We start from the raw sequence: 22938 nt of genomic DNA, 5'->3' as shown, positions 1-22938 counted from the left end.
CCGTCCCGGCCTGCCCCACCCCGAGCAGGATCCGGTGGCGGCAACGGATGCGCCGCGCCCTGCGATCCCGGGTTTGCGGCGGGCTCATATGGCGGTTCGCCACGGCTCGCGTTCATCGCCTCCTAGTCAACCGGATAACGCCGACCGCTCGCCATGCGACTATGAGGCGGTGATCGGAGCGGCGGAGACGCGACCATGACCACCGAACGAATCGTCGGTATCGGTGCGGGCGCCAAGGAGCTCGCGACCGAGGACATGACCCTGAACATCGGGCCCCAGCACCCGTCCACGCACGGCGTGCTGCGGCTGCGGCTGACGCTGGACGGCGAGCGGATCTCGGCCGCCGAGCCCATCATCGGCTACATGCACCGCGGCGCGGAGAAGCTGTTCGAGGTGCGCGACTTCCGGCAGATCATCGTGCTGGCCAACCGGCACGACTGGCTTTCGGCGTTCTCCAGCGAGCTCGGAGTCGTGCTCGCCGTGGAGCGGATGCTGGGGATGGAGGTTCCGGTCCGCGCCGTATGGGCGAGGACGTTGCTGGCGGAGCTCAACCGCGTCCTCAACCACCTGATGTTCCTCGGGTCCTATCCGCTGGAGGTGGGCGCCATCACGCCGATCTTCTACGCCTTCCGCGAGCGCGAGGTGCTGCAGCGGGTGATGGAGGAGGTCTCCGGCGGACGCATGCACTACATGTTCAACCGTGTGGGCGGTCTGAAGGAGGAGCTGCCCGCAGGCTGGACGGGACGCGCGCGGCACGCCGTCACCGAGGTCCGGGCGCGCATGAGCGACATCGCGGACCTCATCATGGGCAACGAGATCTTCCGCGCACGCACCCGGAACGTGGGCGTCCTCACCCGTGAGCAGATCCTCCAGTACGGGGTGTCCGGGCCGATCGCGCGCGCGTCCGGTGTGGACTTCGACCTGCGGCGGGACGAACCGTATCTGGCCTACGGCGAACTCCCCGTCCGCGTGGTCACCCGCCAGGAGGGCGACTGCCTCGCCCGGTTCGAATGCCTTCTGGACCAGGTGTACGCGTCCCTGGACATCGCCGACGCCTGCCTGGACCGGCTCGCCGAGCTTCCGCCGGGGCCGATCAACCAGCGGCTCCCGAAGGTCCTGAAGGTCCCGGAGGGCCACACCTACGCCTGGACGGAGAACCCCCTCGGCCTCAACGGCTACTACCTGGTGTCACGCGGCGAGAAGACCCCGTGGCGGTTGAAGCTCCGGTCGGCGTCGTTCAACAACATCCAGGTGCTGGCGGAGCTGCTGCCGGGCAACCTGGTCGCCGACATGATCGCGATCCTCGGCTCGATGTTCTTCGTTGTGGGCGACATCGACAAATAGCCCCGCTCTGGAGCACGCCCCTCTACTAGCGGACCGGGCTCCAGGGGCGGGCGGGGGTCAGGCGCGGGAGGCGCCGCGGTTGTGCTCCTCCTCGTTCGGGTCCTTGGGGACGCGGCATGCGTACTCCAGGAAGAAGGCGGCTCCGGCCAGTACGACGGCGGCCAGGAACGTCCCCCCGCTGACGAAGAAGTCGTGGCGGGGGGTCGGCTTGTCGAGGGAGTCGGCGAGGCTGCCGGCGAACCCCGCGAAGACTCCCGCCAGGACCGCGGCCGCATGCGCGCTGGCCTTGCCCAACGCGGCCATGCGCGCGACCACGAGCGGCTCCACCGGCTTGGTGCCCGGCTTGCGGCGGATGCGGCGCAGCACGTTCACACCGGTGAAGCCCTCGCCCAGCGCCAGCAGCAGCAGCGTCGGGACGGCCGTCCACGGGAGCGGCGGCAGCGAGACGTAGGCCGTGCGCAGCACCGCCCAGGTGCTCACGCCTATGACGACGACGAGGGCGATGAGGAACAGCGGGCGGGACGGTCTCATGCAGGCTGCTGGAGCGTCAGGTCGCCCCGGCGGCGGACGGCCGACGGTCCCCCCTCCGCCTGCTTGGCCTGCGCGAGGTCACCGACACGGCCGTGCCCGGGCAGCAGCACGTCCGGCTCGATGTCGGCCCACGGGACGAGCACGAACGCCCGCTCGTGCGCGCGGGGGTGCGGGAGGGTCAGCGCGGGGTCGTCCATGGCGATGTCGCCGAACACCACGATGTCGATGTCGAGCGTGCGGGGGCCCCACCGGACCTCGCGGACACGGCTCATGGAGTTCTCGATGTTGAGGACGCGTTCGAGCAGGTTCTCCGGCGGCAGGCGGGTGTCGGCGACCAGGACGATGTTGAGGTAGTCGCCCTGTTCGGGGATCGTCTCGCCGGGAGGCGCGAAGGGGGCAGTCTCGTAGACGGGGGAGAACGCCACGAACTCCAGCCCGGGGGCGTCGAACAGCGCGTCCACGGCCTCCTGGATGTTGTCCAGGCGGTCGCCGAGGTTGCTGCCGAGTGAGAACACGACGCGGTGCTGGACCAGCATGTGCCCGCCGGTCGCGGTGCGGTCGGGCATGCGGTCGGACGCTGTCATGGGCGACTCCTCCTGATCTTCACGGCCACGTCCGTGAAGGGGTGCGGCACCGGGGCGCTGGGCTTGTGGACGGTGACCTCGGCCTCCACCACCGTCGCGTCTTCCAGACATATCTTCGCGAGCCTCTCGGCAAGCGTTTCGATCAAGTTGACGGGATCACCCTGGACGGCGGCGACGAGCCGGTCGGCGAGCGATCCGTAGTCGACGGTACGCGAGAGGTCGTCGCCCTCCGCGGCCGGACGCGTGTCCAGGCCGAGGACGACGTCCACCACGAACTCCTGCCCGAGTTCGCGTTCGGCGGGCAGGCAGCCATGCCGGCCCCGGGCGCGCAGGCCGCGCAGTTCGATGTGGTCGAGAGTCATTCTTCCTCTGCATCGACGACGTTGAGCACGGGTGAACCATGGTGGAGCAGGAGCCGCCACTCACCGTCCGACCGGACGAACACGTTGGTGGCGACGATGCTGCCGCCGGCGAGGAACCCCGATTCGGTGTCCTCGTCGGCGGTGAGAACGTTCTCCTTGCAAGTGACCACCGCGTGATCGCCGTAAACATCGGTCTCGACGTCGGTCAGCACGAACTGGATGTAGGGCGTGTTGGCCATGATGAGGGCCCAGGAGCGCAGGACCTCCTCGCGCCCCCTGAGCATCGCCCAGCCCGGATGCACGCAGGAGACGCCGTCGGCGAACCGGCCGTCCGCCCATACGGCCGACATCCGGTCGAAGTCACCGGCCTCGAACGCGGCGTAGAACTCGGCGTGGACCTCGTCCAGATCGGCGCGGTTCACAGCGTGGCTCATCGGTCGTCGCTCCCGGATTCGGCGCGACCGTCCGCCGCGGCAGGTTCGGCGTCGGGGACATCGTGCTCGGGCTCCAGCGGACGGGTCGCGCGCATGGCGGCGGCCACGCGGACGGCGTCGACGTTGGGCCGGACGCGGTGCACGCGCACGCACCACGCCCCGCCGTACGCGGCGAGCGCCGAGGTCGCCACGGTGCCGTCGTCGCATTCGGCGAACGGACGGCGCGTACCGTCGGGGTTGGCCAGGAGGGTCGTCAGGAAGCTCTTGCGGGAGGCGCCCACGAGAACGGGATAGCCGGTTCCGGTGAGCTCCTCCAGGTGCGCCAGCAGCGCCCAGTTGTGCCCGGCCTTGGGGCTCTTCGCGAAACCGAGCCCCGGATCCAGCACGATCAGCGACGGGTCCACGCCCTCTTCCAGGACGGCGTCGACGCGGCGGAGGAGTTCCTCACGGACCTCGCGGACGACGTCGGCGTACACCGCGCGGGTCTGCATGTCGTGGCTGTGGCCGCGCCAGTGGACCACGACGTAGGGGACGCCGGCGGAGGCCACGACACGGGGCATCTCGGGGTCGGCCAGGCCGCCGCTCACGTCGTTCACCAGCCGAGCGCCCGCCGCCACCGCGGCCTCGGCGACCTCGGCCCGCATGGTGTCGACGCTGACGGGAACGTTCTCGTCCCTGAGCGCCTCGATGACGGGGATGACGCGGCGGAGCTCCTCGTCCAGCGACACTCGCTGGGCTCCGGGCCGGGTGGACTCCCCGCCCACGTCGACGATGTCGGCGCCCTCGGCGACGAGGTCCAGCCCGTGCCTGACGGCCTTGTCCGCGTCGAACCAGGAGCCGCCGTCGGAGAACGAGTCGGGGGTCACGTTGACCACGCCCATCACGAGGCAGCGCCCTGGCGCGGGCAGCCCCGGAACAACGGCACTGGTCATATGACCAACCCTATGCCTTGATCTCAGCACTCCGGGGCGCGCCCCAGGGCCTACCGGACACCGGCTCGCGCGCGCATACAGGGACCACCGGGAACGCCTCCGGCGTCCCTGGCGAACGACCACCTGAGACGTCCGAGCGCGGCATCGGCAGAAGATCGTCGAGCAGCCCGGGAAGATCGTCGCGACGGCGCGGAGGCCCGCGGCGGCTCTCGGTACGCCGGACCTCCGGCGGGTCTGCCGGGGCCCCTGAGACGCGCCGAACGGGCCTCAGCTCGTCGCTGAGGCCCGTTCAGATGCCTTGAGAGACCCGGGAGAAGGGCCGACCGGCGCTAGCGCGTGAGGATCAGGCTCATCGCCTCGGCGCGCGTCTCGGGATGATCGCGGAAGTCGCCGCGGACCGCGGACGTCACGGTCTTCGCGCCCGGCTTGCGCACGCCCCGCATCGTCATGCACAGGTGCTCGGCCTCGATCACCACGATCGCGCCGCGCGGCTCCAGGACGCTCATCAGCGCGTCCGCGACCTGGCTGGTCAACCGCTCCTGCACCTGCGGGCGGCGCGCGTACACGTCCACCAGCCTGGCGAGCTTCGACAGGCCGGTGATCTGGCCCTTCTTGTTCGGCGTGTACCCCACGTGGGCGACGCCGTGGAAGGGCACCAGGTGGTGCTCGCACACGCTGTACACCTCGATGTCCTTCACCAGGACCATTTCCTCATGGTCGGCGTCGAACACCGTCGTCAGCGCGTCCTCGGGACGCTGGCGCAGGCCGGCGAACTGCTCGGCGTACGCCCGCGCCACGCGCGCGGGGGTGTCGCGGAGCCCGTCGCGCTCGGGGTCCTCCCCGATCGCGAACAGGATCTCGCGCACGGCCTTCTCGATCCGGGCGTGGTCGAAGCCCGGGGGGTCGTCCCTGATCGGCGCCTCGTCGTACGGAATGGCCAAGGCGATCAGCTCTCGCCCTGGGCCGGGTCCACGGACTCGGAGCCGACGCCGCCGGACACCCCGCCCTGGCCGTTGCCCTTGGTCAGGTCCGTCACATCCTGCGGACCGAGCAGCGCGAGCTCCTTGGGCGAGAGCACCGGCGGACGGTCGGACGGCAGGCGCTTGCCATAGCCGGTGTAGGAGTTCTGGTGCGGCCGCTTGGTGATCGGCGCGAAGATCGCCAGCACCTGGTCCTTGGACAGGGTCTCCTTGTCCATCAGGTTGACCACCAGGTCGTCCAGGACGTCCCGGTACTCGACGAGGATCTCCCACGCCGTGTCGTGCGCGCTCTCGATGTAGCGGCGGACCTCGTCGTCGATCGCGGAGGCGATGTCCTCGGAGTAGTCGCGCTCGTGGCCCACGTCGCGGCCCAGGAAGACCTCGCCCGCGCCGGTGCCGAACTTGCGGGCGCCCAGGCGCTCGCTCATGCCGTACTCGGTCACCATGTTGCGGGCGATGGAGGTCGCCTTCTCGATGTCGTTCGCCGCGCCCGTCGTCGGCTCGTGGAACACCAGCTCCTCGGCGGTGCGCCCGCCCAGGAGCATCGCGAGCTGGTCGTTCATCTCCGAGCGGGTCGTGAGGAACTTGTCCTCCATGGGCAGCGTCATGGTGTAGCCCAGCGCGCGCCCGCGGGGGAGGATCGTCACCTTGTGCACGGGGTCGGCGTTCGGCAGCGCGTGCGCCACCAGGGCGTGCCCGCCCTCGTGGTAGGCGATGATCTTCTTTTCCTTCTCCGACATCACCCGGGTCTTGCGTTCCGGGCCCGCCATGACGCGGTCGATGGACTCCTCAAGGGTGTCCATGTCGATGAGCTTGCGGTCGAAGCGCGCCGTGAGCAGCGCCGCCTCGTTGATGACGTTCGCCAGGTCCGCGCCGGTGAAGCCCGGGGTGCGGCGGGCGATGACGTCCAGGTCGACGTCCGGCGCGAACGGCTTGCCGCGGCCGTGCACCCGCAGGATGCCCTTGCGGCCCTCCAGGTCGGGACGGTCGACGGTGACCTGGCGGTCGAAGCGCCCGGGACGCAGCAGCGCCGGGTCGAGGATGTCGGGGCGGTTGGTCGCCGCGATGAGGATCACGCCGCCCTTGACGTCGAACCCGTCCATCTCCACCAGGAGTTGGTTGAGGGTCTGCTCGCGCTCGTCGTGCCCGCCGCCGAGGCCGGCGCCGCGGTGCCGGCCGACCGCGTCGATCTCGTCGATGAAGATGATCGAGGGGGCGTTGGCCTTGGCCTGCTCGAAGAGGTCGCGCACCCGGGAGGCGCCCACACCGACGAACATCTCGACGAAGTCGGATCCGGAGATCGAGTAGAACGGCACCCCGGCCTCACCGGCCACCGCGCGCGCCAGCAGCGTCTTACCGGTGCCGGGCGGGCCGTACAGGAGCACGCCCTTGGGGATCTTCGCGCCGATCGACTGGAACTTCGCCGGGTTCTGCAGGAAGTCCTTGATCTCCTCAAGCTCCTCCAGGGCCTCGTCGGCCCCGGCCACGTCCGCGAAGGTCGTCTTGGGCGTGTCCTTGGTGATGAGCTTGGCCTTGGACTTGCCGAAGTTCATCACCCGCGAGCCGCCGCCCTGCATCTGGTTCATGATGAACAGGAAGATCAGCACGATGACGACGATCGGCAGCAGGCTGAACAGCAGGTTCAGGAAGAAGCTCTGCTTGGGCACGTCGACGTTGTAGCCGCCGGGCAGCTTGCCCGCGTCGGCCTGCTTCTGCAACTGCTGCTGCAACTGCACGCCCTGGCCGTCGACCCATGACGCCTGCTGGTGCGTCTTGTTGTCGGTGAGCGTGACCTCGATCCGCTGGTCCTTGTCGATGATCTTGGCGGACTTCACCTGGCCCGCGGCGATCTCCTGGACGACCTTGGAGGTGTCGGTCTTCTCGTACGAACGGCCGGGGTTGAAGCCCCACATGACGAGGGCGACCAAGAGGCCGAACAGCAGGATCCACAGCAGCGGCCCGCGAAAATAGCGCTTCACGTCCATTTATCCGGTTACCCCTTCGGGGCCCGTCCCTCCTGACCAACGTCTGTGTGCGATCCACGCCCGTCCCGGGGGGCGGGCGCCACTGCGACCAACCAAAGGCCCGCATCCCGGGGCTCCGGACTCACCAAGGCGGCCTCCCTCGGGCGGCTCCCTGACCCGAGGGCCGGGGACACCGACGGTACACCGCAGGACACAGGAGACGCAGCCAGCGCCGATCTCCTGATCCTTTCCATATACCCGTCAACGACCTTTGCAACGATCCGTCACGGTCCCTTGTTCCCCGGCGCCGTTGTCAAGCCCCTCACCAGCCGCTGAGGCGCTCGATTTCTTCGCCGGTCCGGGCCCGCCCCGAGCCGGGGCTCTGGAACACATCCGTCCAGGGGCGGGTGCCGCAGGTCAAGAGTAAGCGCGAACCGGCCCGGCGCCCGCACCGCCCCATCGAACAGGGGGGACAAGTCGCCGTCACCCCGCGCTCGCCGCTCCCGCGTGAAGCGTTCCCTATGCGGCCCTCCCCCGCGTCAGGCCCTGTCCCCTCCGTACACGTGCGGGGCGAGCGTGCCGACGAATGGCAGGTTCCGGTACTTCTCCGAGTAGTCGAGCCCGTACCCGATGACGAACTCGTTGGGGATGTCGAACCCGATGTAGCGCACGTCGATGTCGGTTCTGACCGCCTCGGGCTTGCGCAGCAGCGCGCAGATCTCCAGCGAGGCGGGCCCACGCGACAGGAGGTTGCTCACCAGCCACGACAGGGTCAGACCCGAGTCGACGATGTCCTCCACGATCAGGACGTGGCGGTCGATGATGTCGGTGTCCAGGTCCTTGAGGATCCGCACCACACCGGACGACTTGGTCCCGGAGCCGTACGACGAGACCGCCATCCAGTCCATCGACGCGGGCGTGTGCAGGGCGCGCGCGAGGTCCGCCATGATCATGACGGCGCCCTTCAGGACCCCGACGAGGAGCAGGTCCCTGCCCGCGTAGTCGGCGTCGATCTGCTCGGCCAACTCCCGCACCTTGGCCTGCAACCGGTCCTCGGGGATCAGTACCTTCGCCAGGTCCGTGCCCAGGTCCTTCTCGTCCACAACCCCACCCTCATCGCTGTGACACTCGCTTGCCCGGCGGACGGGCGCCGCCGCGCGGCGGACGCGCCGATCGGCGCCTGCGACGCGATATCAGGCCGGGCCGAACAGCAGCCTGCCATACCGCCGGAACGTGCGAAGACCCCCGGGCAGGTCGACGTGCCGCTGGCCGTGCCAGGCCGTGACCAGCCGATCCATTGCATCGACATGGACGGCCGCGAGCGTACCGGGTGGGCTTCCGGCCTCGATCGCCGCCATCCGCAACACCCGGGTGCGGACGGCCCTGGGCAGGTCGCCTAGCCCGTCCAGACGAAGCGTGACAAGGGCGCGGGGGCCGTCGCCCCCACGGGTGGGGCCGGCCTGTTCGGAGGCCGTCAGATCCGCGTACGCGGCCTCGGCCAGCTCGTCGAGGGCGTCGGCGTCGTCGCGGAGCATCCGGGCCGTCCTCGCCAGCGCCTCGGCCACGCCGGGGCCCAGCGCCTTCTCCAGGACGGGGAGGGCCTCATGGCGGACGCGCACGCGCGTGTAGACCGGGTCATCGTTGTGGGGGTCGTCCCACGGTTCCAACCCCATGGCGAGGCAGGCCCTGCGCACGGTCGCCCTCCCGAGTTCCAGCAGAGGCCGTTGGTAGAGCACGGTCGCCACGCGCTCTGGGGTGGAGCGTGTGCGTGTGAAGGACGAGCCCATGCCGGACAGGGAGCGCGTACCGGAACCCCGCGCCAACCCCAGCAGAACGGTTTCGGCCTGGTCGTCCCTGGTGTGGCCCAAGAGGACCGCGGCGGCGTCCAACCGCTGGGCGACCGCGTCCAGGGCCGCGTAGCGGGCGTTGCGGGCGGCGTTCTCCATTCCGCCCTCGGCCCCCACCGTGACGGCGACCGATCCGACCGGGTCCAGGCCGAGGCCCGTGAGCACGCGGACGACGGTGTCCGCGCGGGCCCCGGAGCCCTCCTGGAGGCCGTGGTCGACCGTGACCGCGCCCGCCGGGCGTCCGGAGCGCGGCGCCTCGAACGCCAGCGCCCCGGCGAGCGCCAGCGAGTCGGCCCCGCCGCTACAGGCCGCGAGCACCATCGCGTCGGGCGGCAGTGAGGCGAGCGCCCCCCGCACAGCGTGACGTACCGCCGCCACCGCCGGATCAGGCCCCATGCGCTACCTCTACCACCACCCGCCGACATATTCGGCGTGCGGGAACCGGTGCGGGCGCCGGGATCGGCCGCTCCGGCTCACGCCTCGTTGGCCTCCGGCGGGGCCACGTCGATCGCCTGGGGACCGACCACCCGCGCTATCCACAGCGCCGGTTCCTTGATCTCGTCGTGCGTCGGCAGGGACTCCGGCGACTGCCAGACCTTGTTGAAGCCGGACATGCCGGTCTCGGCGACGACCCTCCGCACGAACCGCGAGCCCTCGGCGTACTGCTTCATCTTCAGGTCGATGCCGAGCAGCCGCCGGATCGTCTTGTCCAGCTTGGAGCCGCCGTCCCGCCGCCCCTGGAAGCGCGACCGGATCTGCTGCACGGAAGGGACGACCTCCGGGCCGACGGCGTCCATGACGTAGTCGCCGTGGCCCTCCACCAGCGTCATCACCGCGGTGAGCCGGTCGAGGATCTCGCGCTGCTCGGGGCTCTGGATCGCGTCGATGAGGTTGGCGTCACCGCCCCGGACGGCGTCGGCGACGGCCTCCGCCGCGTCCCGGATGCGGTCCAGCATGACGCCGGGGTCCAGGTCGGACGCGAGGAGGAACTTGGTCATCTGGTCCTGCACGTACTCGCGCAGCCAGGGGACGCCGGTGAACTGGGCGCGGTGCGTCTCCTCGTGGAGGCACACCCAGAGGCGGAAGTCCCGTGATTCCACGCCCAGCTCTTGCTCGACATGCACGATGTTGGGCGCGACCAGGGTGAGCCTGCCCGTCGGAGCGCGGCCGGACGGGTCCGGAGGCAGGAACAGCTCGTACTGCCCGAGGACGCGGCTCGCCATGTAGGCCAGGATCGCGCCCACCTGCATGCCCGTGACCCTGGAACCGACGGCTTGGACGACCACGTTGCCCGCGCCGCCCAGCCCGCCCAGCCCGCCCGTCCCGCGACGTTCGGACATCTGCTCCATGAGCGGTTCGAGCACCACCCGGAAACCGTCGACGTTGGCCCGGATCCAGCCGGGCCGGTCGACGATCGTCGCGGGGGCCGGATCGACCTCGGAGGCCATGCCGGTGAATTCCCGGACGTGTCCGTGGGCGAGCCTGGACAGCTCGCGGAGCTCCGTCACGACCTCACGGGCCTCCGCCTGGCTGACCTGGGGCCCCGGCCTGACGAGCCGGGTACCGGCCTGGACCGCCACGTTCCAGTCGATCATTGAGGCGCTCATGTACTCCACCGTACGTTTCGGAGACGGCGCCGGAGCGCCCCTGCACGATCGTTCAACGAACAACCGTTCTGGTTATCTCCCGTACGGGCCCGCCCACACCCGGGCGGCCTGCCGATAAGACCAGTTCAGCCAGGCCGAAACCCCGTGCGGCGGAGGTCGGCCGCACCATCCGCCCCAGCCGTCGACACGCGACCCATCAGCCGCATCCGCACGTCGCGACGGCGGCGGCGAGCCTGTCGAGTTTTCCGGGGTCCACCGGCGCCTTGCCGTCGCCCGCCATGAAGGCGAACGCCAGCAGTCGTCCGTCCGCGTCATAGGCGATGCCCGCGAGCGTGCTGACGCCCGACAGCGTGCCGGTCTTCGCGCGCACGATCCCGGCCCCGCCCTGGCTCGCCGGAACCGTGTAGCGGGGCGGGCTCAGCGTCCCGGAGAAGCCCGCGATGGGCAGGCCCGTGATGACGGCCCGCAGGTCGGGGCGGTCGGGGCCGGCCGCGAGGGAGACGATGCGTGCGAGCGCGACCGGCGAGATCCGGTTCTGGGGCGACAGCCCGCTGCCGTCGTTGACCTGCACGCCGTTCGCGACGCCGAGCCTGGCGAGGACGTCGTGCACCGCTTGGGCCGCCCCCGCGAACGACGGCGGGCGCCCCAGTTTGATGGCGACCTGCCTGGCCATCGCCTCGGCCACATCGTTGTCGCTGTCGGTCAGTAGATGCTCGACCAGAGCGGACACGGGGGGCGACTGGACCGCGCCCAGTTGCGCCGCGGCCTTCGGCGCGGTGACCATCCGTCCCGCCTTGGCGGACACCCCGTACCGGGACAGCAGGCGCGCGAACGTGGCCGACGCCGCGGCGGGCGGGTTGGCGACCCGGGTCTTGTGCGCCGAACCCGCGGGAGCGACCCGTCCCTCGTCCACGGTCAGCGCGGTGACAGGAGCGAGCTCACCGTCGGGGAGGTAGTTGGGCTTCCAACTGGCGGCGGCGCGGGGGCCCTGATAGGCGGACGTGTCGTAGTCCACTCGCGTGCGCCTCACTCCGGACGACTTGAGGTTCGCGGCGGTCTGCCTGGCCAGCTCCGAGAGCGAGGCGTAGGGCGGATGGCCCCCGCCGGGGCGCTCCGGGAGGGCGGTGAGGGTGGGGTCCCCGCCACCGACCAGCACGATTCCGCCGCCGGCGCCGCGCACGACCTTGGTGGTGATCCGGTGCCGGGGCCCGGCCGACGCCAGCACCGCCACCGATGTCGCCAGCTTCGTGGTGGACGCCGGGGTGGCCGGCTGCCCGGCGCGCAGGTCGAACAGCGGATGCCGGGTCACGGCGTCGATGACGACCGCGTTAACCTTCCCGCCCGGGCCACCGATCAGGGGTGACAGCCGTCCGGCGAGGGCGGAGGCGTTCGGCGGGCGTCCCCCGGTGGGATCGGCGGCGGGCACCACGGCCGAAGCCCGCACGAGATCGCGCTCGGCGACGGAGGGGGGCTGGGGCGACAGGTGCCGTTGTGGTGTGAGTTTCGCCACTGCCACCCCCGCCACGACGGTGAAGACAATAAGGAGGGACAATGACATCACTGCCAGGGTCCGGCCCCGTCCAGGCACGTGACCGCCCCTCTCCCACTCAGCAACCACCAACGTGCGACATCCTTATATAAGGGAACACCCACCCTGTTGGGGGCGGCCTCGCCCGCACAGGCTCCCGAAAGACTATTCACTGCGACCGCGCAGGGAGCGGAGGACATCTTGGATTTCGACGTCACCATTGAGATCCCCAAGGGCCAGCGGAACAAGTACGAGGTGGATCACGAGAGCGGCCGAATCCGGCTCGACCGCATGCTGTTCACCTCCACGCAGTACCCCGCCGACTACGGGTTCATCGAGGACACGCTCGGCGAGGACGGCGACCCCCTGGACGCGCTGGTCCTGCTGCAGGAGCCGACGTTCCCCGGCTGCCTCATCCGCTGCCGCGCGGTGGGCATGTTCCGGATGACGGACGAGGCCGGTGGTGACGACAAGGTCCTGTGCGTCCCCGCGACGGACCCGCGCATGGAGCACCTGCGCGACATCCACCACGTCGCCGAGTTCGACCGGCTGGAGATCCAGCACTTCTTCGAGGTGTACAAGGACCTTGAGCCCGGTAAGTCCGTGGAGGGCGCGAGCTGGGTGGGCCGGGTCGAGGCCGAGGTCGAGATCGAGCGCTCCCGCAAGCGCGCCGCCGACCAGGGCGGGCACTGAGGGACTCCCGGCCCTGGTGACCGTCGGGGCTCCGCCCCAGGACGACACCGCGCGACTCGGGACGACGCTTGGCGGACGGCGCTGGTCCGCTCCCGCCGCCGCCCGCGAGACGGGCTCCTGGAGAACCCTTCCGCACGGGACACCGTGCGGAAGGGTTCTCACCTTCCAGGCGTCCCCTGCGGGGCCCGATACGGATGCGGATCGGCTCAAGAGCAGCTCAGCCTGCGGGGCGTGTGGCGCCGATCAGGTCGTTCCGGTGGATGCTGGAGATCCGTACGCGCGCACCCGTGTAGGGCGCTTCCACCATCCGGTCCTGGGCGAGGTAGATGCCGACGTGGTGGATCGTGTCCGGGTTGGACGTGTCCTTGGCGAAGAAGACCAGATCCCCCGGACGAAGCTCGCTCACCGGGACGTGCGGGCCGGACGTCCACTGCGTACCCGTCCAGTGGTCGAGCCGGACACCCGCCTGGGCCCACGCGTACATGGACAGGCCGGAGCAGTCGAAGCCGTAGATGCTCGCGCCCTGCCCGGTACCGAGGCTCGGCCCGCTCGCCGTGCCCCCGCCCCAGGAGTACGGCGTGCCGAGCCACCGGAGCGCCGCCCGCGCGACGATGACACCGCGCGTCCTGGACATGGCCAGGCCGGCGGCCGGACGGCCTGAACCCTCGTAGGCCGATCGGGTCTCCGCAGCCTCCAACGCCTGCGCCCGCGCGCGCTTGAGCCGGGCCGCATGCGTCTCCGCTTCGGCCAGGCGAGACTCCAGCTTCCGCTTCACCGCGGCTATGCGTTGGACGGATGCCTGCTGCACATCCACCGCGTCCTGCGCGTGCCGTTTGGCGTCCTCCGCGCGTCCGGTCGCGTCCCCCTGCTCCTTGAACGCGTCCTCCGCCTGCTTACGGAAGACACCCGCCACGGTCTCGGACGCCTCCACCCGGCGGAGCGCGCCCGCACGCTGCTCGGCGAGCACCTCCACCATCCCCGCCCGGTCCATGAACCCCTGGGGGCCGCCGTGACCGGAGACGGCGGACGACATCTGGTCGTAGCCCGTGTTGTGCTGGTAGGCCTGCGCCGCGAACGTCGCCAGCGCGGCCTGGTTCTCCGCCACCCGCCGCCTTGCCTGGACGAGTCGCGCCTGGGCGTCGCGGTAGGTCCGGTGGGCTTGCTCCAGTCTGACCCGCTCGCCGTTGTAGCGCTCGATGGCGCTTTCGGCGGCGACCGCGAGCCTGCCGAGTTCGCCGTCCGCCTGGGCGAGCATCGCCTTGGTCCGGCCGACCTCCGCCGCACGGTCCTCGACCGCGCGCTCGCTCCGCTCCACGTCCCGCGCGCTGGGGGCGGGCTTGGCGGAAGCGGACGGCATCAGCCACGCCGCGCCGATCGTCACCCCGGTGGAGAGGGCGACGAAGCGCAGCATCGCACCCCAGGTGGAGGTACGGGTCCGGCCGCGGAGCCCCGCCGTGCTCGATGCCATGAACACGTCCTGCCCGCGGCCGGTTTTGCTTAGCGCAAATGATCACCTACGAAGAGTGGTGCAGTTGGGCAACGATCGGAACTTCCCTGCCCCGGACATGGTCGAACCGCCCAAGCACGACTGGACCGGTCGGGCGCGTACGAATCAGTCAGGATCGGTCGCGACACGGGCAGATCGGCCGTCTCACTTCGCGGACCGGCTCGTGGCGGGGCCAAGGCCGGGAGGGATCGGCGGCGCGGGCAGGTTGCCCGGCGACTGCGGCGGAGCCGAATTGCTCTTGGACGCCGGCGGGCCCGACGCGGGGGCCGGATCCGGCTTCTGCTGCTTCGGCGGGGAAGGCGGCGGCTTGGGCGCCGAAGGTGAAACCGGGCCACCCGCCCCTCCCGTCGCCGATGGCGTGGTGGGAACCGCTGGGCCCGTACTCGTGGGAGTGGGCGCCGACGGAGGGCGTGGTCCTGGGGCGGGACTGCCGGGCCGCCAGGTGACATGAACGGGAATGCCGCCGGGCTGGAACGCGACGCCACCTTCGCCCTGCGAAGTTGCGGCCCGGCGTACATGCACGTTCACGGTCGCCGCCTGCCCCGGCTCAAGGCGTCCGGAAGCCGGGTCGGCCCGCACGCCGCCCCAGCTCCTGGCATGCCACGTGACCGGGCTGCCCACCGCGCGCAGCACGATCGCTCCGTCCGAACCTCCCGCCAGATCGAGGAAGTGCGGGGCGACCTCCAGCCGCCTGGCCTCACCGGAGGACGCCGTGTTCCGCCCCCAGCTCTCGGCACTGACCTCGTACACCGCGCCCGAGGACGTCGGGGACAGGGCGATCGGCGGCGCGGACGACTCGCGCGAGCCGAGCGGGAAGGTGGCCGACACGGGCACGGCGTCGATGGATCCGTCCCGGCCCGTCCCCGGCCGTGCGGTGGCGCCCTCGGCACGTGCCGGCAACCGGCCCGACCCAGCACTCGGGCGGGGGCTTGCGACGGTATCGGCCCGTTCGGGGCTCCCGCCCAGCAGGCCGAGGAACCCGTTCATTGAGGCGAGCACACCCCCGAGGAGGACCGCCGCCGCTCCCACCACGACGGTCGCTCGACGGTGGCGCGTACCCGGCTTGACCCCCTGTGACGCGATACGCGCCGGACGGAGGCGATGCGGCCAAGCGAAACCGCGCCCAGGGGAGGACGCGTCAGGCGCATGCACCGGCTCCCTCGGCTGGACCGGAAACCCGCTCGGCGTGAACTCGGTCGCGCGGGTGGCGACGAAGAGCCGGTAACCGACGAGTTCCTCGTCCCGGAAGCAGTCCAGTACCCGCTGCCGCAGGTCTGCCGGAGGCTCCACGTCCGGAAGCAGGCCGAACACCTTGGCCGCCGACACGGTACGCGTACGGAAAGCCCCGCAGACCTCGCATTCCCTAGCGTGCTGGAGAAGCCGCTCCCCCCGCTCCGTCGAGGGCTCACCCCGGCGCACGCGCAGGAGCAGCGCTCGTTCGGCGCACCCGTAGGGGCCCTGATGAGCGAGGAGCTCGGCCGTCAGCGCCTCTCCGAGCTCCTCGTGCGCGCGATCCAGCGCGGCCTGGGCCTCCTTGGGCGGCATGTCGAAGATCGCCGCGAGGTCGGGTACCGACAACTGGTGCCGAACGCGAAGCTCCAGGACCTCACGGGCGCGCGGCGGCAGCGCCAGCACGGCCTGCCACGCCATGATCCGCCGATCGGCGTCGTCCTGGTCGGGCTGGGCGACGGGGAGGTCGGGCGGGCGGGCGCCGGCGGGCGGCGGGCGGCGGGAGCACTCCTGCCGGGCGATGGCGTACAGCCACGCCCCGAACCGATCCGGGTCGCGCAACCTGCCGATATGAGCCTCGACCACCACGAAGGCGTCGCGCAGCACGGTCTGGGACGCGTCACTGTCATGCAACTGGAACCAGCAGTAGGCGTAGAGCCGATCGGCATACGCGTCATAGAGCTCTGCCATGGCATCCGGATCGTGCGCGCCCAACGCCTCGACCAGAAGAGGGTCGTCCATGGCAGCAAGGTAAGTGCTCTGAGATCCCCCAGCCGTCAATTCAAGGGATCTGAAGCCGGTGTCGCGCGCCATCCTCCCGCATTAGCTGACACTTTACTGAATTGCGACAAGTTAAATTTTCCCGGCAAATCAACTGTCATATCGGCTTCCATGCGGAGGGGATGCCGGGGCGACGCACTCGACGCGACAAACCCACCATTTCGAATCTTCGTGACTTCCCGCCCCTTCGGGTGATCTCGGACGAATCAACGTTGACACTGTCATCGTGACAGTGTCACCATGGGGCCATGGACGGAACCTGGACGATCGGCGAGCTGGCGGAACGCGCCGTGGCGGCCCTCGCCGCCGGCGAATCCGCGCAGGTCAGCGGCCGGGTCCGCGACATGCCGAACGAGCGGCTGATCCGGTGGTACACGACGATCGGCCTCGTCGACCCGCCGCTGGCGCGGCGCGGGCGCACCGCGCTCTACGGCCGGCGCCATCTGCTCCAGCTCACGGCCGTGAAGCGACGGCAGGCCGCGGGGCGCTCGATCGCCGAGATCCAACTGGAGCTGGCCGCCGCCACCGACGCGAAACTCGAACAGATCGCCGCCCTTCCCGCCCCCGGCTCTCCGGCACCACCGGCCGCCACATCCGGCCCGCAGCCGACGGACGCGCCGAGCACCGATGCCGTCGCCCGGCCGCGAAAGAGCGCGGCATCAACCGGACAGCGAAACCGAACCACCGGCCGCGTTTCCGGCTCCCCAAAAGGTGCACCCCATCCGACACCGTCGCCAGCGGACACCACAGAAAGCCGGAACGCCCGGCCGCCGGACTCCGCCACTTCCCGTCCCGCCGCCACGCCCACCCCGGCCCGCCCAGGCACCACCACCGAGGCACCCGAGACGGCAGCCCCACCGCACCAGCAGGAACCAACGACCAGCGCCCCCGACTCCGCCTGGACGAGCGCGGCCGTCGACCTCCCCTCAAGCGCCGAGGAGCCGCCGGGCACCGCAGCCGGTGACGTGGCCGGCTCCGCGGGCCGTCCACGGTTCTGGAGCACCCGCCCCGACGTGACCTACGACCGGGACGTGTCCGTCGACTACGACACGCCTCCACCCGCGCTCGTCCAGGGCGTCCGCCTGGCACCCGGTCTCACGCTGCTGCTGGAGGTCTCCATGCTGGGCGGCGACGACCTCGCCGCGATCCAAACCGCCGCGGAACCGCTGCTGGAGGAGTTGCGGCGACGCGGCCTCGTCCCCTCCCCGATCCTGCCCACCGCCCCTCCCCGGAGGTCACAGTGACCGTGCGCATCATGCCGCTACCCGAGACCGCGACACCTCCGGAACCCGACGGCGGGCTCGGGGCTCTGACCACCGACAGGGGCAACCTGCCGCTCGACTCCGTCGACGTCCACGCCTCGATCACCGGCCTGTCCGCCGGGATCGAGCTCGCCCAGGGCTTCCGGAACCCGTTCGACGTTCCGCTGGAGGCGACCTACATCTTCCCGCTGCCCGACCGCGCCGCCGTCACCTCGCTGCGGATGGAGGCGGACGACCGCGTCATCGAGGGGACACTGAAGGAGCGGGGGCAGGCCCGGCAGGACTACGACGCCGCCATCGCCGCCGGCCGGCGGGCCACGATCGCCGAGGAGGACCGTCCGGACGTCTTCACCATGCGGGTCGGGAACATCCTGCCCGGTGAACGCGTGACGGTCCGGCTCACGCTCGACCAGCCGCTGCCCTACGAGGCCGGCGACGCGGGCTCCGGCGCCACGTTCAGGTTCCCGCTGGTCGTGGCTCCCCGCTACATCCCGGGCGCACCGCTGGACGACGAACGCGCGGGCTCGGGCGTGGCGGACGACACCGACGCCGTGCCCGACGCCTCGCGGATCAGCCCGCCGGTCCTCCTGCCCGGCTTCCCCAACCCGGTGCGGCTGTCGATCTCCGCCGACATCGACCCGTCCGGCCTGCCGCTCACCGGGGTCCGCTCCGCCCTGCACGTCGTGACCGAGAAGGAGGAGGCCGGGCGCACGACCCTGCGCGTCCAGCCGGGCGAGCGCCTCAACCGCGACTTCATCCTGCGCTTCGACTACGCCGCGCGAGAAGCCGCGTCCCTCATGCTGGTCCCGGACGCCTCCGGTGAGGAGGGCACGTTCACGCTGACCGTCCTCCCGTCCGGTGAGGCCCGACCGAGGCCGCGTGACGTGGTCCTCATCCTCGACCGTTCCGGCAGCATGCAGGGCTGGAAGATGGTCGCCGCCCGCCGCGCCGCCGCCCGCATGGTGGACACGCTCCGCGCCGAGGACCGCTTCGCCGTGCTGTCGTTCGACACCGTCGTCGAGCGGCCGCGCGACCTCGACACCGGCCTCGCCGACGGCACCGACCGCAACCGGTTCCGCGCCGTCGAGCACCTGGCGACGCTGACCGCCCGCGGCGGGACGGAGATGCTCGCCCCACTCGACGAGGGCTGCGCCCTGCTCGCCGACTCCACCCGGGACCGGGTCCTCGTCCTCATCACCGACGGGCAGATCGGCAACGAAGACCAGATCCTCGCCCATCTGGAACCCCGGCTCCGGGGCGTCCACGTCCACACCGTCGGCATCGACCGGGCCGTCAACGCGGGCTTCCTGAACCGCCTCGCCGCCATCGGCCAGGGCACCTGCGAACTCGTCGAGTCCGAAGACCGCCTCGACGAGGCGATGGACCACATCCACCACCGCATCGGCACGCCACTCGCGACCGGTCTCTCGCTCCGCGCCGACGGGCTGGAGATCGTGCCCGACTCGGTCTCCCCCAGCCGCTTCAACGCACTCTTCCCCGGCGTCCCCCTGGTGATCGCGGGCCGCTTCCGCGGAGAACCCGCTGGAGCGCTGTCCGTCCACGGCACCGGCAGCGACGGCGAGCCCTGGGAGCGGCACGCCGCCGCCACGATCACCGAGAGCACGAGCGCGTCGTCCATCTGGGCCCGCGCGCATCTACGCGACCTCGAAGACCGCTACACGATCAGCGGCTCCGACGACCTCGAACACCGCATCGTGGCGACCTCCCTCAGATTCGGTGTCCTGTGCCGCTTCACCGCCTTCGTGGCCGTCGACAGCCGGGTCGTCGCCGAAGGCGGCACGCCCCACCAGGCGATCCAGCCCGTCGAGGCCCCCGATGGTTGGGCGACCCCGATGGCGGCCCCGATGGTCGCCCCGGCCGCCTTCACGGCCCAGATGGACGCGGCCGCTCCCCCTTCCATGGCCTACGGCGCGCCGCCACCCGCACCGGGGGCCATGCCGCCACCTCCCGCACCGGGAGCCGTAGCCGGCCGAGGATCAGCCCGCCCACCGGAAGCCGCCTACCGGATGGCCCGTCCCCCCGCGCCCGGTCCCGCACCCGCACCCCGCAGGGCCCGCCGTCCGCTCAGCCAGGAGATCACCACCGAACTCGAACGCCTCCGCCACGTCCCCGACGACCACGACCAGCGACTCGATCACCTGACCCGCGAGCTACCACCCATCCTCGACTCGCTCATCCGGCACATGACGTCCCACAACCTCGACACCACGTCCCTGAGGGCGCTCCGCGACGAACTCCGCCACCTGAACACGTCCTCCGCCCCAACACAGGTCAACGAGGTCTGGACACGCGCCCTCCAGACCTTCACCGATCTCGCCAAGGAGCCGCCCCGCCGCCCCTTCTGGAAACGCAACAACTGACCCCAGCCCACCCCACCACCGCCCGCACCACTCACGGGAGCACCCAAGGCCCGACCCCGTTTCCGATCAACCACCCCCGGCCGTCAACCAACATCCACGACAAGCACACCCACTCGGCGAGGGGCCGCCGGCGGGCACACCAGACGCGCGAACCCCCACCATCACCGCACCGGCGCGGAGGGTCGTGAGGTGCGGACACAGCGCCTACGCAAAGCCTCGCCCTCACCCCAGCCTCACAGCGAGGTGGGGGCGGGCCTAGCTAACCCACAAGGTCTAGGCCTCACCCGAGCCGCGCGGCGAGGCCGTGGAGAGCGGATTCAGCAATTGGGCCACGTTCGCTCGCCTCCCATCCACACGGCGAGCGTCGAGCGTCGAGCACTGCGGATGCGTAAGGTCTCGCCCTCACTCCAGCCCGCGCGGTGAGAGGTGGAGAGCAGGCACAGCAGATAGGCCGCGCGGTGAGGTGCGGAGAGCGGGCTCAGCGGTTGGCCAGGCCTCGCTCGCCACCTACCCGCACGGCGAGCGTCGGGCGTCGGGCACTGCGGATGCGCAGGGCGAGACCCTGGTCTCGCCCTCACTCCAGCCGCGCAGGGGCGTGTGGAAAGCAGGCACAGCAGATAGGCCAAGGCTCGCCCACCCCCTGCCCGGCGGGGTGTTGGGGGCGGAGCACAGCAGATGGGCAAGATCTCGCCTGGGCGGGATCCGCGCTCCATCGAGGCTGCGGTGAAGGGACGAGGGGCGCAGCGCGAAGACACCCGCAGAGGGCAGCGCGAAGACACCCGCAGAGGGCAGCGCGAAGACACCCGCAGAGGGCAGCGCGAAGACACCCGCAGAGGGCAGGGGGAAGGCACCCGCAGGGGGCGGGGAAGGCACCCGCAGGGGGTGCAGCGCGAAGGGGCGCCCTCCTGGATGGAGGACGCCCCCGCGATCACCCGGCCCCCAGGGGCGGAGGGCGCCCCCGCGGGTGCCTTCCGAAGCCAAGGGCCTTCGGCTGATCGATCAGACGTGCTTGGGGCTGTGACGACGACGGAGAAGGGGGATCAGGTTGAGGACCAGACCCACGACCGCGACGCCGCTGACGAGGTTGACCCCGGGGTGGAACTCGCCGAAGTCCCCGCCGCCGCCCTGCGCGCCACCGGCGACCAGGGCGGTGACGACGGCGAGCACCAGGGCCGCGCCGACCTGGCCGGAGGTCTGCACCAGGCCGGAGGCGAGCCCCTGCTCGGAGTCGTCGATGCCATCGGTGGCCTGCGCCATGATCGAGCTGAACCCGAACGCGAAGCCGCCGCCCAGCAGCAGCATCGTCGGCAGGACGGTGAACGCGTAGTGCGGCGTGTCACCGGCGGTCGCCAGGAACCACACGTAGCCGAGGCTCATCGACAGCATCGAGGCGAAGATCAGCGGCGGCGTCCCGTAGCGGTCGATGAGGCGGCCGACGAACGGGGAGCCGAAGGCCACCAGGAGTCCGGCGGGCAGCAGCGCCATCGCCATCTTCAGCGGCGACCAGTGCAGCACGTCCTGCAGGTACAGGGTCATCATGAACTGGAAGCTCAGGTACGACCCGAAGAGCGCGACGATGCTCAGGTTGGCGCGGACGATCGAGCCGATCCGCAGGATGCCGAGGCGGATCAGGGGGTGCTTCACCTTGTTCTCGGTGATGACGAACCCGGCCAGCAGGATCGCCGCGACCGCGACCGAGCCGAGGGTCACCGGGTCGAGCCAGCCCCGGTCCGGTGCCGACACGACGGTGTAGACGGCCAGCAGCATGCCGCCGGTCAACGTGACGGCGCCGACGAGATCGTGCCCGCCGTCGGCGGACGGCTTGTCCCGCGGGATCAGGGCGATGCCCGCGACCAGCGCGATCACAGCGAGCGGAACGGGGGTCAAGAACGTCCAGCGCCAGCCGAAGCTGGTGAGCAAACCGCCCAGGATCAGCCCGGACGAGTAACCGCTGGCGCCGAAGACCGAGAAGACCGACAACGCCCTGTTGCGCGCGGGGCCCTCATGGAAAGTGGTGGTCAGGATGGACAGGGCGGTCGGCGCGGTGAACGCGGCGGCCAGGCCCTTCACGAAACGGGTGACGATGAGCAGCGTGCCGTCGTTCACCAGCCCGCCGACCAGGGACGCGACGGCGAACACCGCCAGCGCGGCCAGGAAGACCTGGCGACGCCCCAGCAGGTCGGCGGTCCGTCCGCCCAGCAGCAGGAGGCCGCCGTAGCCCAGGACATAGCCGTTCACGATCCACTGCAGCGAGGTGGTCGACAGGCCGAGTTCGGACCCGATCGACGGCAGCGCGACGCCCACCATGGAGACGTCGAGTCCGTCGAGGAAGAGCACAGCGCAGAGGACGGCGAGGACTCCCCACAGCCGGGGGGTCCAGGTCTGTTCGGCCGGGGCGCCGGTCGCCGGCCCATGGACGGCGGAGGCAGGTGAGGTGTCGGTGATAGTCACGTCGAAGGACAGTACATGCACATGCATCAAATGTCCACGCACTAAATTCTGCGGAATTTAATGCCGATGCATCTGATGCGTGCGCATGCTAGGATGCGCGGCATGGAGTCGAACGCTGCTCTGGTCGGGCGGTGGCGATCGCTGTCGACCTGCTACAACACCGTCGCGTGTGACCTCGATCGCACGTTGCACGAGGCCCACGGCCTGACCATGAGCGAGTTCGAGACACTCGACCGGCTCGTCGAGTCCGACTGTGAGAAGCACCGCATGCAGGAGATCGCGGCCGAGATGTACCTCAGCCAGAGCGCGCTCTCCCGGACGGTCGCCCGCCTGGAGAAGCAGGGCCTCGTCCAGCGCGGCCTCTGCGAATCGGACCGGCGCGGCGTCTTCGTCGTGGTCACCGAGGCAGGCCGGCAGTGCCATGCCAAGGCGAGGAAGACCCACCTGGAGGTCCTCGCCAAGCACTTGGCCGCCGTCCCAGAACTGGTCGGCTGACCCCTCTACCTCAACGCGGCCCCACG

At 70.8% G+C, this 22938-nt stretch carries 19 protein-coding genes; 5 read left to right on the top strand and 14 right to left on the bottom strand.

What is annotated here, in order from left to right:
• The first annotated feature begins 195 nt into the window (after nt 1–195).
• On the top strand, nt 196–1344 hold the full coding sequence (locus tag KLI87_RS05680; protein ID WP_156214530.1) for an NADH-quinone oxidoreductase subunit D: 1149 nt from the start codon (nt 196–198) through the stop codon (nt 1342–1344).
• A 57-nt stretch (nt 1345–1401) separates the two neighbouring features.
• Here KLI87_RS05680 and KLI87_RS05675 read toward each other — a convergent pair whose 3' ends face one another.
• The 11 genes from KLI87_RS05675 to dacB all read right to left on the bottom strand — a co-directional run bounded on the left by KLI87_RS05675 (nt 1402) and on the right by dacB (nt 12143).
• On the bottom strand, nt 1402–1875 hold the full coding sequence (locus KLI87_RS05675; RefSeq protein ID WP_156214531.1) for a DUF3180 domain-containing protein: 474 nt from the start codon (nt 1873–1875) through the stop codon (nt 1402–1404).
• Nucleotides 1872–2459 carry a 2-amino-4-hydroxy-6-hydroxymethyldihydropteridine diphosphokinase gene (gene folK, locus KLI87_RS05670; RefSeq protein WP_156214532.1) on the bottom strand — a complete coding sequence of 196 codons (588 nt, stop codon included), beginning with the start codon at nt 2457–2459 and terminating at the stop codon, nt 1872–1874. Before folK ends, KLI87_RS05675 begins: the two co-directional genes overlap by 4 nt.
• Nucleotides 2456–2821, bottom strand: a complete 366-nt coding sequence (folB, locus tag KLI87_RS05665; RefSeq protein WP_156214533.1) for a dihydroneopterin aldolase — start codon at nt 2819–2821, stop codon at nt 2456–2458. Before folB ends, folK begins: the two co-directional genes overlap by 4 nt.
• Nucleotides 2818–3255 (bottom strand): nuclear transport factor 2 family protein, encoded by a 438-nt coding sequence (locus KLI87_RS05660; RefSeq protein ID WP_156214534.1) that lies wholly within the window; start codon nt 3253–3255, stop codon nt 2818–2820. Before KLI87_RS05660 ends, folB begins: the two co-directional genes overlap by 4 nt.
• Nucleotides 3252–4136, bottom strand: coding sequence for a dihydropteroate synthase (folP, locus tag KLI87_RS05655; protein ID WP_214616630.1), 885 nt, complete (start codon nt 4134–4136; stop codon nt 3252–3254). Before folP ends, KLI87_RS05660 begins: the two co-directional genes overlap by 4 nt.
• A gap of 380 nt (nt 4137–4516) precedes the next feature.
• A complete protein-coding gene (folE, locus tag KLI87_RS05650) occupies nt 4517–5128 on the bottom strand; it encodes a GTP cyclohydrolase I FolE (RefSeq protein ID WP_156214535.1) in 612 nt (203 codons plus the stop codon).
• A gap of 5 nt (nt 5129–5133) precedes the next feature.
• Nucleotides 5134–7152, bottom strand: a complete 2019-nt coding sequence (gene ftsH / locus KLI87_RS05645; protein ID WP_156214536.1) for an ATP-dependent zinc metalloprotease FtsH — start codon at nt 7150–7152, stop codon at nt 5134–5136.
• Between the two features lie 518 nt (nt 7153–7670).
• Nucleotides 7671–8234, bottom strand: coding sequence for a hypoxanthine phosphoribosyltransferase (hpt, locus tag KLI87_RS05640; RefSeq protein ID WP_214616078.1), 564 nt, complete (start codon nt 8232–8234; stop codon nt 7671–7673).
• Between the two features lie 90 nt (nt 8235–8324).
• Nucleotides 8325–9374 carry a tRNA lysidine(34) synthetase TilS gene (gene tilS / locus KLI87_RS05635; protein WP_214616077.1) on the bottom strand — a complete coding sequence of 350 codons (1050 nt, stop codon included), beginning with the start codon at nt 9372–9374 and terminating at the stop codon, nt 8325–8327.
• A 77-nt stretch (nt 9375–9451) separates the two neighbouring features.
• The gene (locus tag KLI87_RS05630; protein ID WP_214616629.1) at nt 9452–10573 is read right to left on the bottom strand and encodes a zinc-dependent metalloprotease; all 1122 of its coding nucleotides are present in this window, start codon (nt 10571–10573) and stop codon (nt 9452–9454) included.
• 208 nt (nt 10574–10781) lie between these two features.
• A complete protein-coding gene (dacB, locus tag KLI87_RS05625; protein WP_214616076.1) occupies nt 10782–12143 on the bottom strand; it encodes a D-alanyl-D-alanine carboxypeptidase/D-alanyl-D-alanine-endopeptidase in 1362 nt (453 codons plus the stop codon).
• 171 nt (nt 12144–12314) lie between these two features.
• On the opposite strand from dacB, the gene KLI87_RS05620 reads away from it, so the two are divergent.
• Nucleotides 12315–12806, top strand: a complete 492-nt coding sequence (locus KLI87_RS05620) for an inorganic diphosphatase (protein WP_156214539.1) — start codon at nt 12315–12317, stop codon at nt 12804–12806.
• Nucleotides 12807–13023: 217 nt separating this feature from the next.
• On the opposite strand, the gene KLI87_RS05615 is transcribed toward KLI87_RS05620, so the two are convergent.
• Nucleotides 13024–14274, bottom strand: coding sequence for a C40 family peptidase (locus tag KLI87_RS05615; protein ID WP_214616075.1), 1251 nt, complete (start codon nt 14272–14274; stop codon nt 13024–13026).
• A 183-nt stretch (nt 14275–14457) separates the two neighbouring features.
• On the bottom strand, nt 14458–16284 hold the full coding sequence (locus tag KLI87_RS05610; protein WP_214616074.1) for a sigma factor-like helix-turn-helix DNA-binding protein: 1827 nt from the start codon (nt 16282–16284) through the stop codon (nt 14458–14460).
• Between the two features lie 287 nt (nt 16285–16571).
• Between KLI87_RS05610 and KLI87_RS39785 the strand changes: the two genes are divergently transcribed.
• Together KLI87_RS39785 and KLI87_RS05600 are read left to right on the top strand one after the other, a co-directional pair.
• Entirely contained in the window at nt 16572–17567 is a 996-nt protein-coding gene (locus KLI87_RS39785) for a MerR family transcriptional regulator (RefSeq protein ID WP_250903486.1), read from the top strand.
• 11 nt (nt 17568–17578) lie between these two features.
• The gene (locus KLI87_RS05600; RefSeq protein WP_214616073.1) at nt 17579–19966 is read left to right on the top strand and encodes a VIT domain-containing protein; all 2388 of its coding nucleotides are present in this window, start codon (nt 17579–17581) and stop codon (nt 19964–19966) included.
• Between the two features lie 999 nt (nt 19967–20965).
• On the opposite strand, the gene KLI87_RS05595 is transcribed toward KLI87_RS05600, so the two are convergent.
• Nucleotides 20966–22417, bottom strand: a complete 1452-nt coding sequence (locus KLI87_RS05595; RefSeq protein ID WP_308165861.1) for an MFS transporter — start codon at nt 22415–22417, stop codon at nt 20966–20968.
• A gap of 102 nt (nt 22418–22519) precedes the next feature.
• Between KLI87_RS05595 and KLI87_RS05590 the strand changes: the two genes are divergently transcribed.
• Complete coding sequence (locus KLI87_RS05590; RefSeq protein WP_156214543.1) at nt 22520–22912, top strand: MarR family winged helix-turn-helix transcriptional regulator; 393 nt, start codon at nt 22520–22522, stop codon at nt 22910–22912.
• Nucleotides 22913–22938: the final 26 nt, after the last annotated feature.

Origin of the sequence: Actinomadura sp. NEAU-AAG7, assembly GCF_018603865.1 — a bacterium.
In the GTDB taxonomy this organism is placed as follows: domain Bacteria; phylum Actinomycetota; class Actinomycetes; order Streptosporangiales; family Streptosporangiaceae; genus Spirillospora; species Spirillospora litoris.
Note: the sequence above shows the minus strand (reverse complement) of the source record. Positions and strands in the feature narration are given on the sequence as shown.

What these genes read in the sequence shown, in the direction of transcription:
- KLI87_RS05680 (WP_156214530.1), top strand. Translation starts at nt 196, where the DNA reads ATGACCACCGAACGAATCGTCGGTATCGGTGCGGGCGCCAAGGAGCTC.
- KLI87_RS05675 (WP_156214531.1), bottom strand. Translation starts at nt 1,875, where the DNA reads ATGAGACCGTCCCGCCCGCTGTTCCTCATCGCCCTCGTCGTCGTCATA.
- folK (WP_156214532.1), bottom strand. Translation starts at nt 2,459, where the DNA reads ATGACAGCGTCCGACCGCATGCCCGACCGCACCGCGACCGGCGGGCAC.
- folB (WP_156214533.1), bottom strand. Translation starts at nt 2,821, where the DNA reads ATGACTCTCGACCACATCGAACTGCGCGGCCTGCGCGCCCGGGGCCGG.
- KLI87_RS05660 (WP_156214534.1), bottom strand. Translation starts at nt 3,255, where the DNA reads ATGAGCCACGCTGTGAACCGCGCCGATCTGGACGAGGTCCACGCCGAG.
- folP (WP_214616630.1), bottom strand. Translation starts at nt 4,136, where the DNA reads ATGGGCGTGGTCAACGTGACCCCCGACTCGTTCTCCGACGGCGGCTCC.
- ftsH (WP_156214536.1), bottom strand. Translation starts at nt 7,152, where the DNA reads ATGGACGTGAAGCGCTATTTTCGCGGGCCGCTGCTGTGGATCCTGCTG.
- tilS (WP_214616077.1), bottom strand. Translation starts at nt 9,374, where the DNA reads ATGGGGCCTGATCCGGCGGTGGCGGCGGTACGTCACGCTGTGCGGGGG.
- KLI87_RS05630 (WP_214616629.1), bottom strand. Translation starts at nt 10,573, where the DNA reads ATGATCGACTGGAACGTGGCGGTCCAGGCCGGTACCCGGCTCGTCAGG.
- dacB (WP_214616076.1), bottom strand. Translation starts at nt 12,143, where the DNA reads ATGTCATTGTCCCTCCTTATTGTCTTCACCGTCGTGGCGGGGGTGGCA.
- KLI87_RS05615 (WP_214616075.1), bottom strand. Translation starts at nt 14,274, where the DNA reads ATGGCATCGAGCACGGCGGGGCTCCGCGGCCGGACCCGTACCTCCACC.
- KLI87_RS05610 (WP_214616074.1), bottom strand. Translation starts at nt 16,284, where the DNA reads ATGGACGACCCTCTTCTGGTCGAGGCGTTGGGCGCGCACGATCCGGAT.
- KLI87_RS39785 (WP_250903486.1), top strand. Translation starts at nt 16,572, where the DNA reads ATGGACGGAACCTGGACGATCGGCGAGCTGGCGGAACGCGCCGTGGCG.
- KLI87_RS05600 (WP_214616073.1), top strand. Translation starts at nt 17,579, where the DNA reads ATGCCGCTACCCGAGACCGCGACACCTCCGGAACCCGACGGCGGGCTC.
- KLI87_RS05590 (WP_156214543.1), top strand. Translation starts at nt 22,520, where the DNA reads ATGGAGTCGAACGCTGCTCTGGTCGGGCGGTGGCGATCGCTGTCGACC.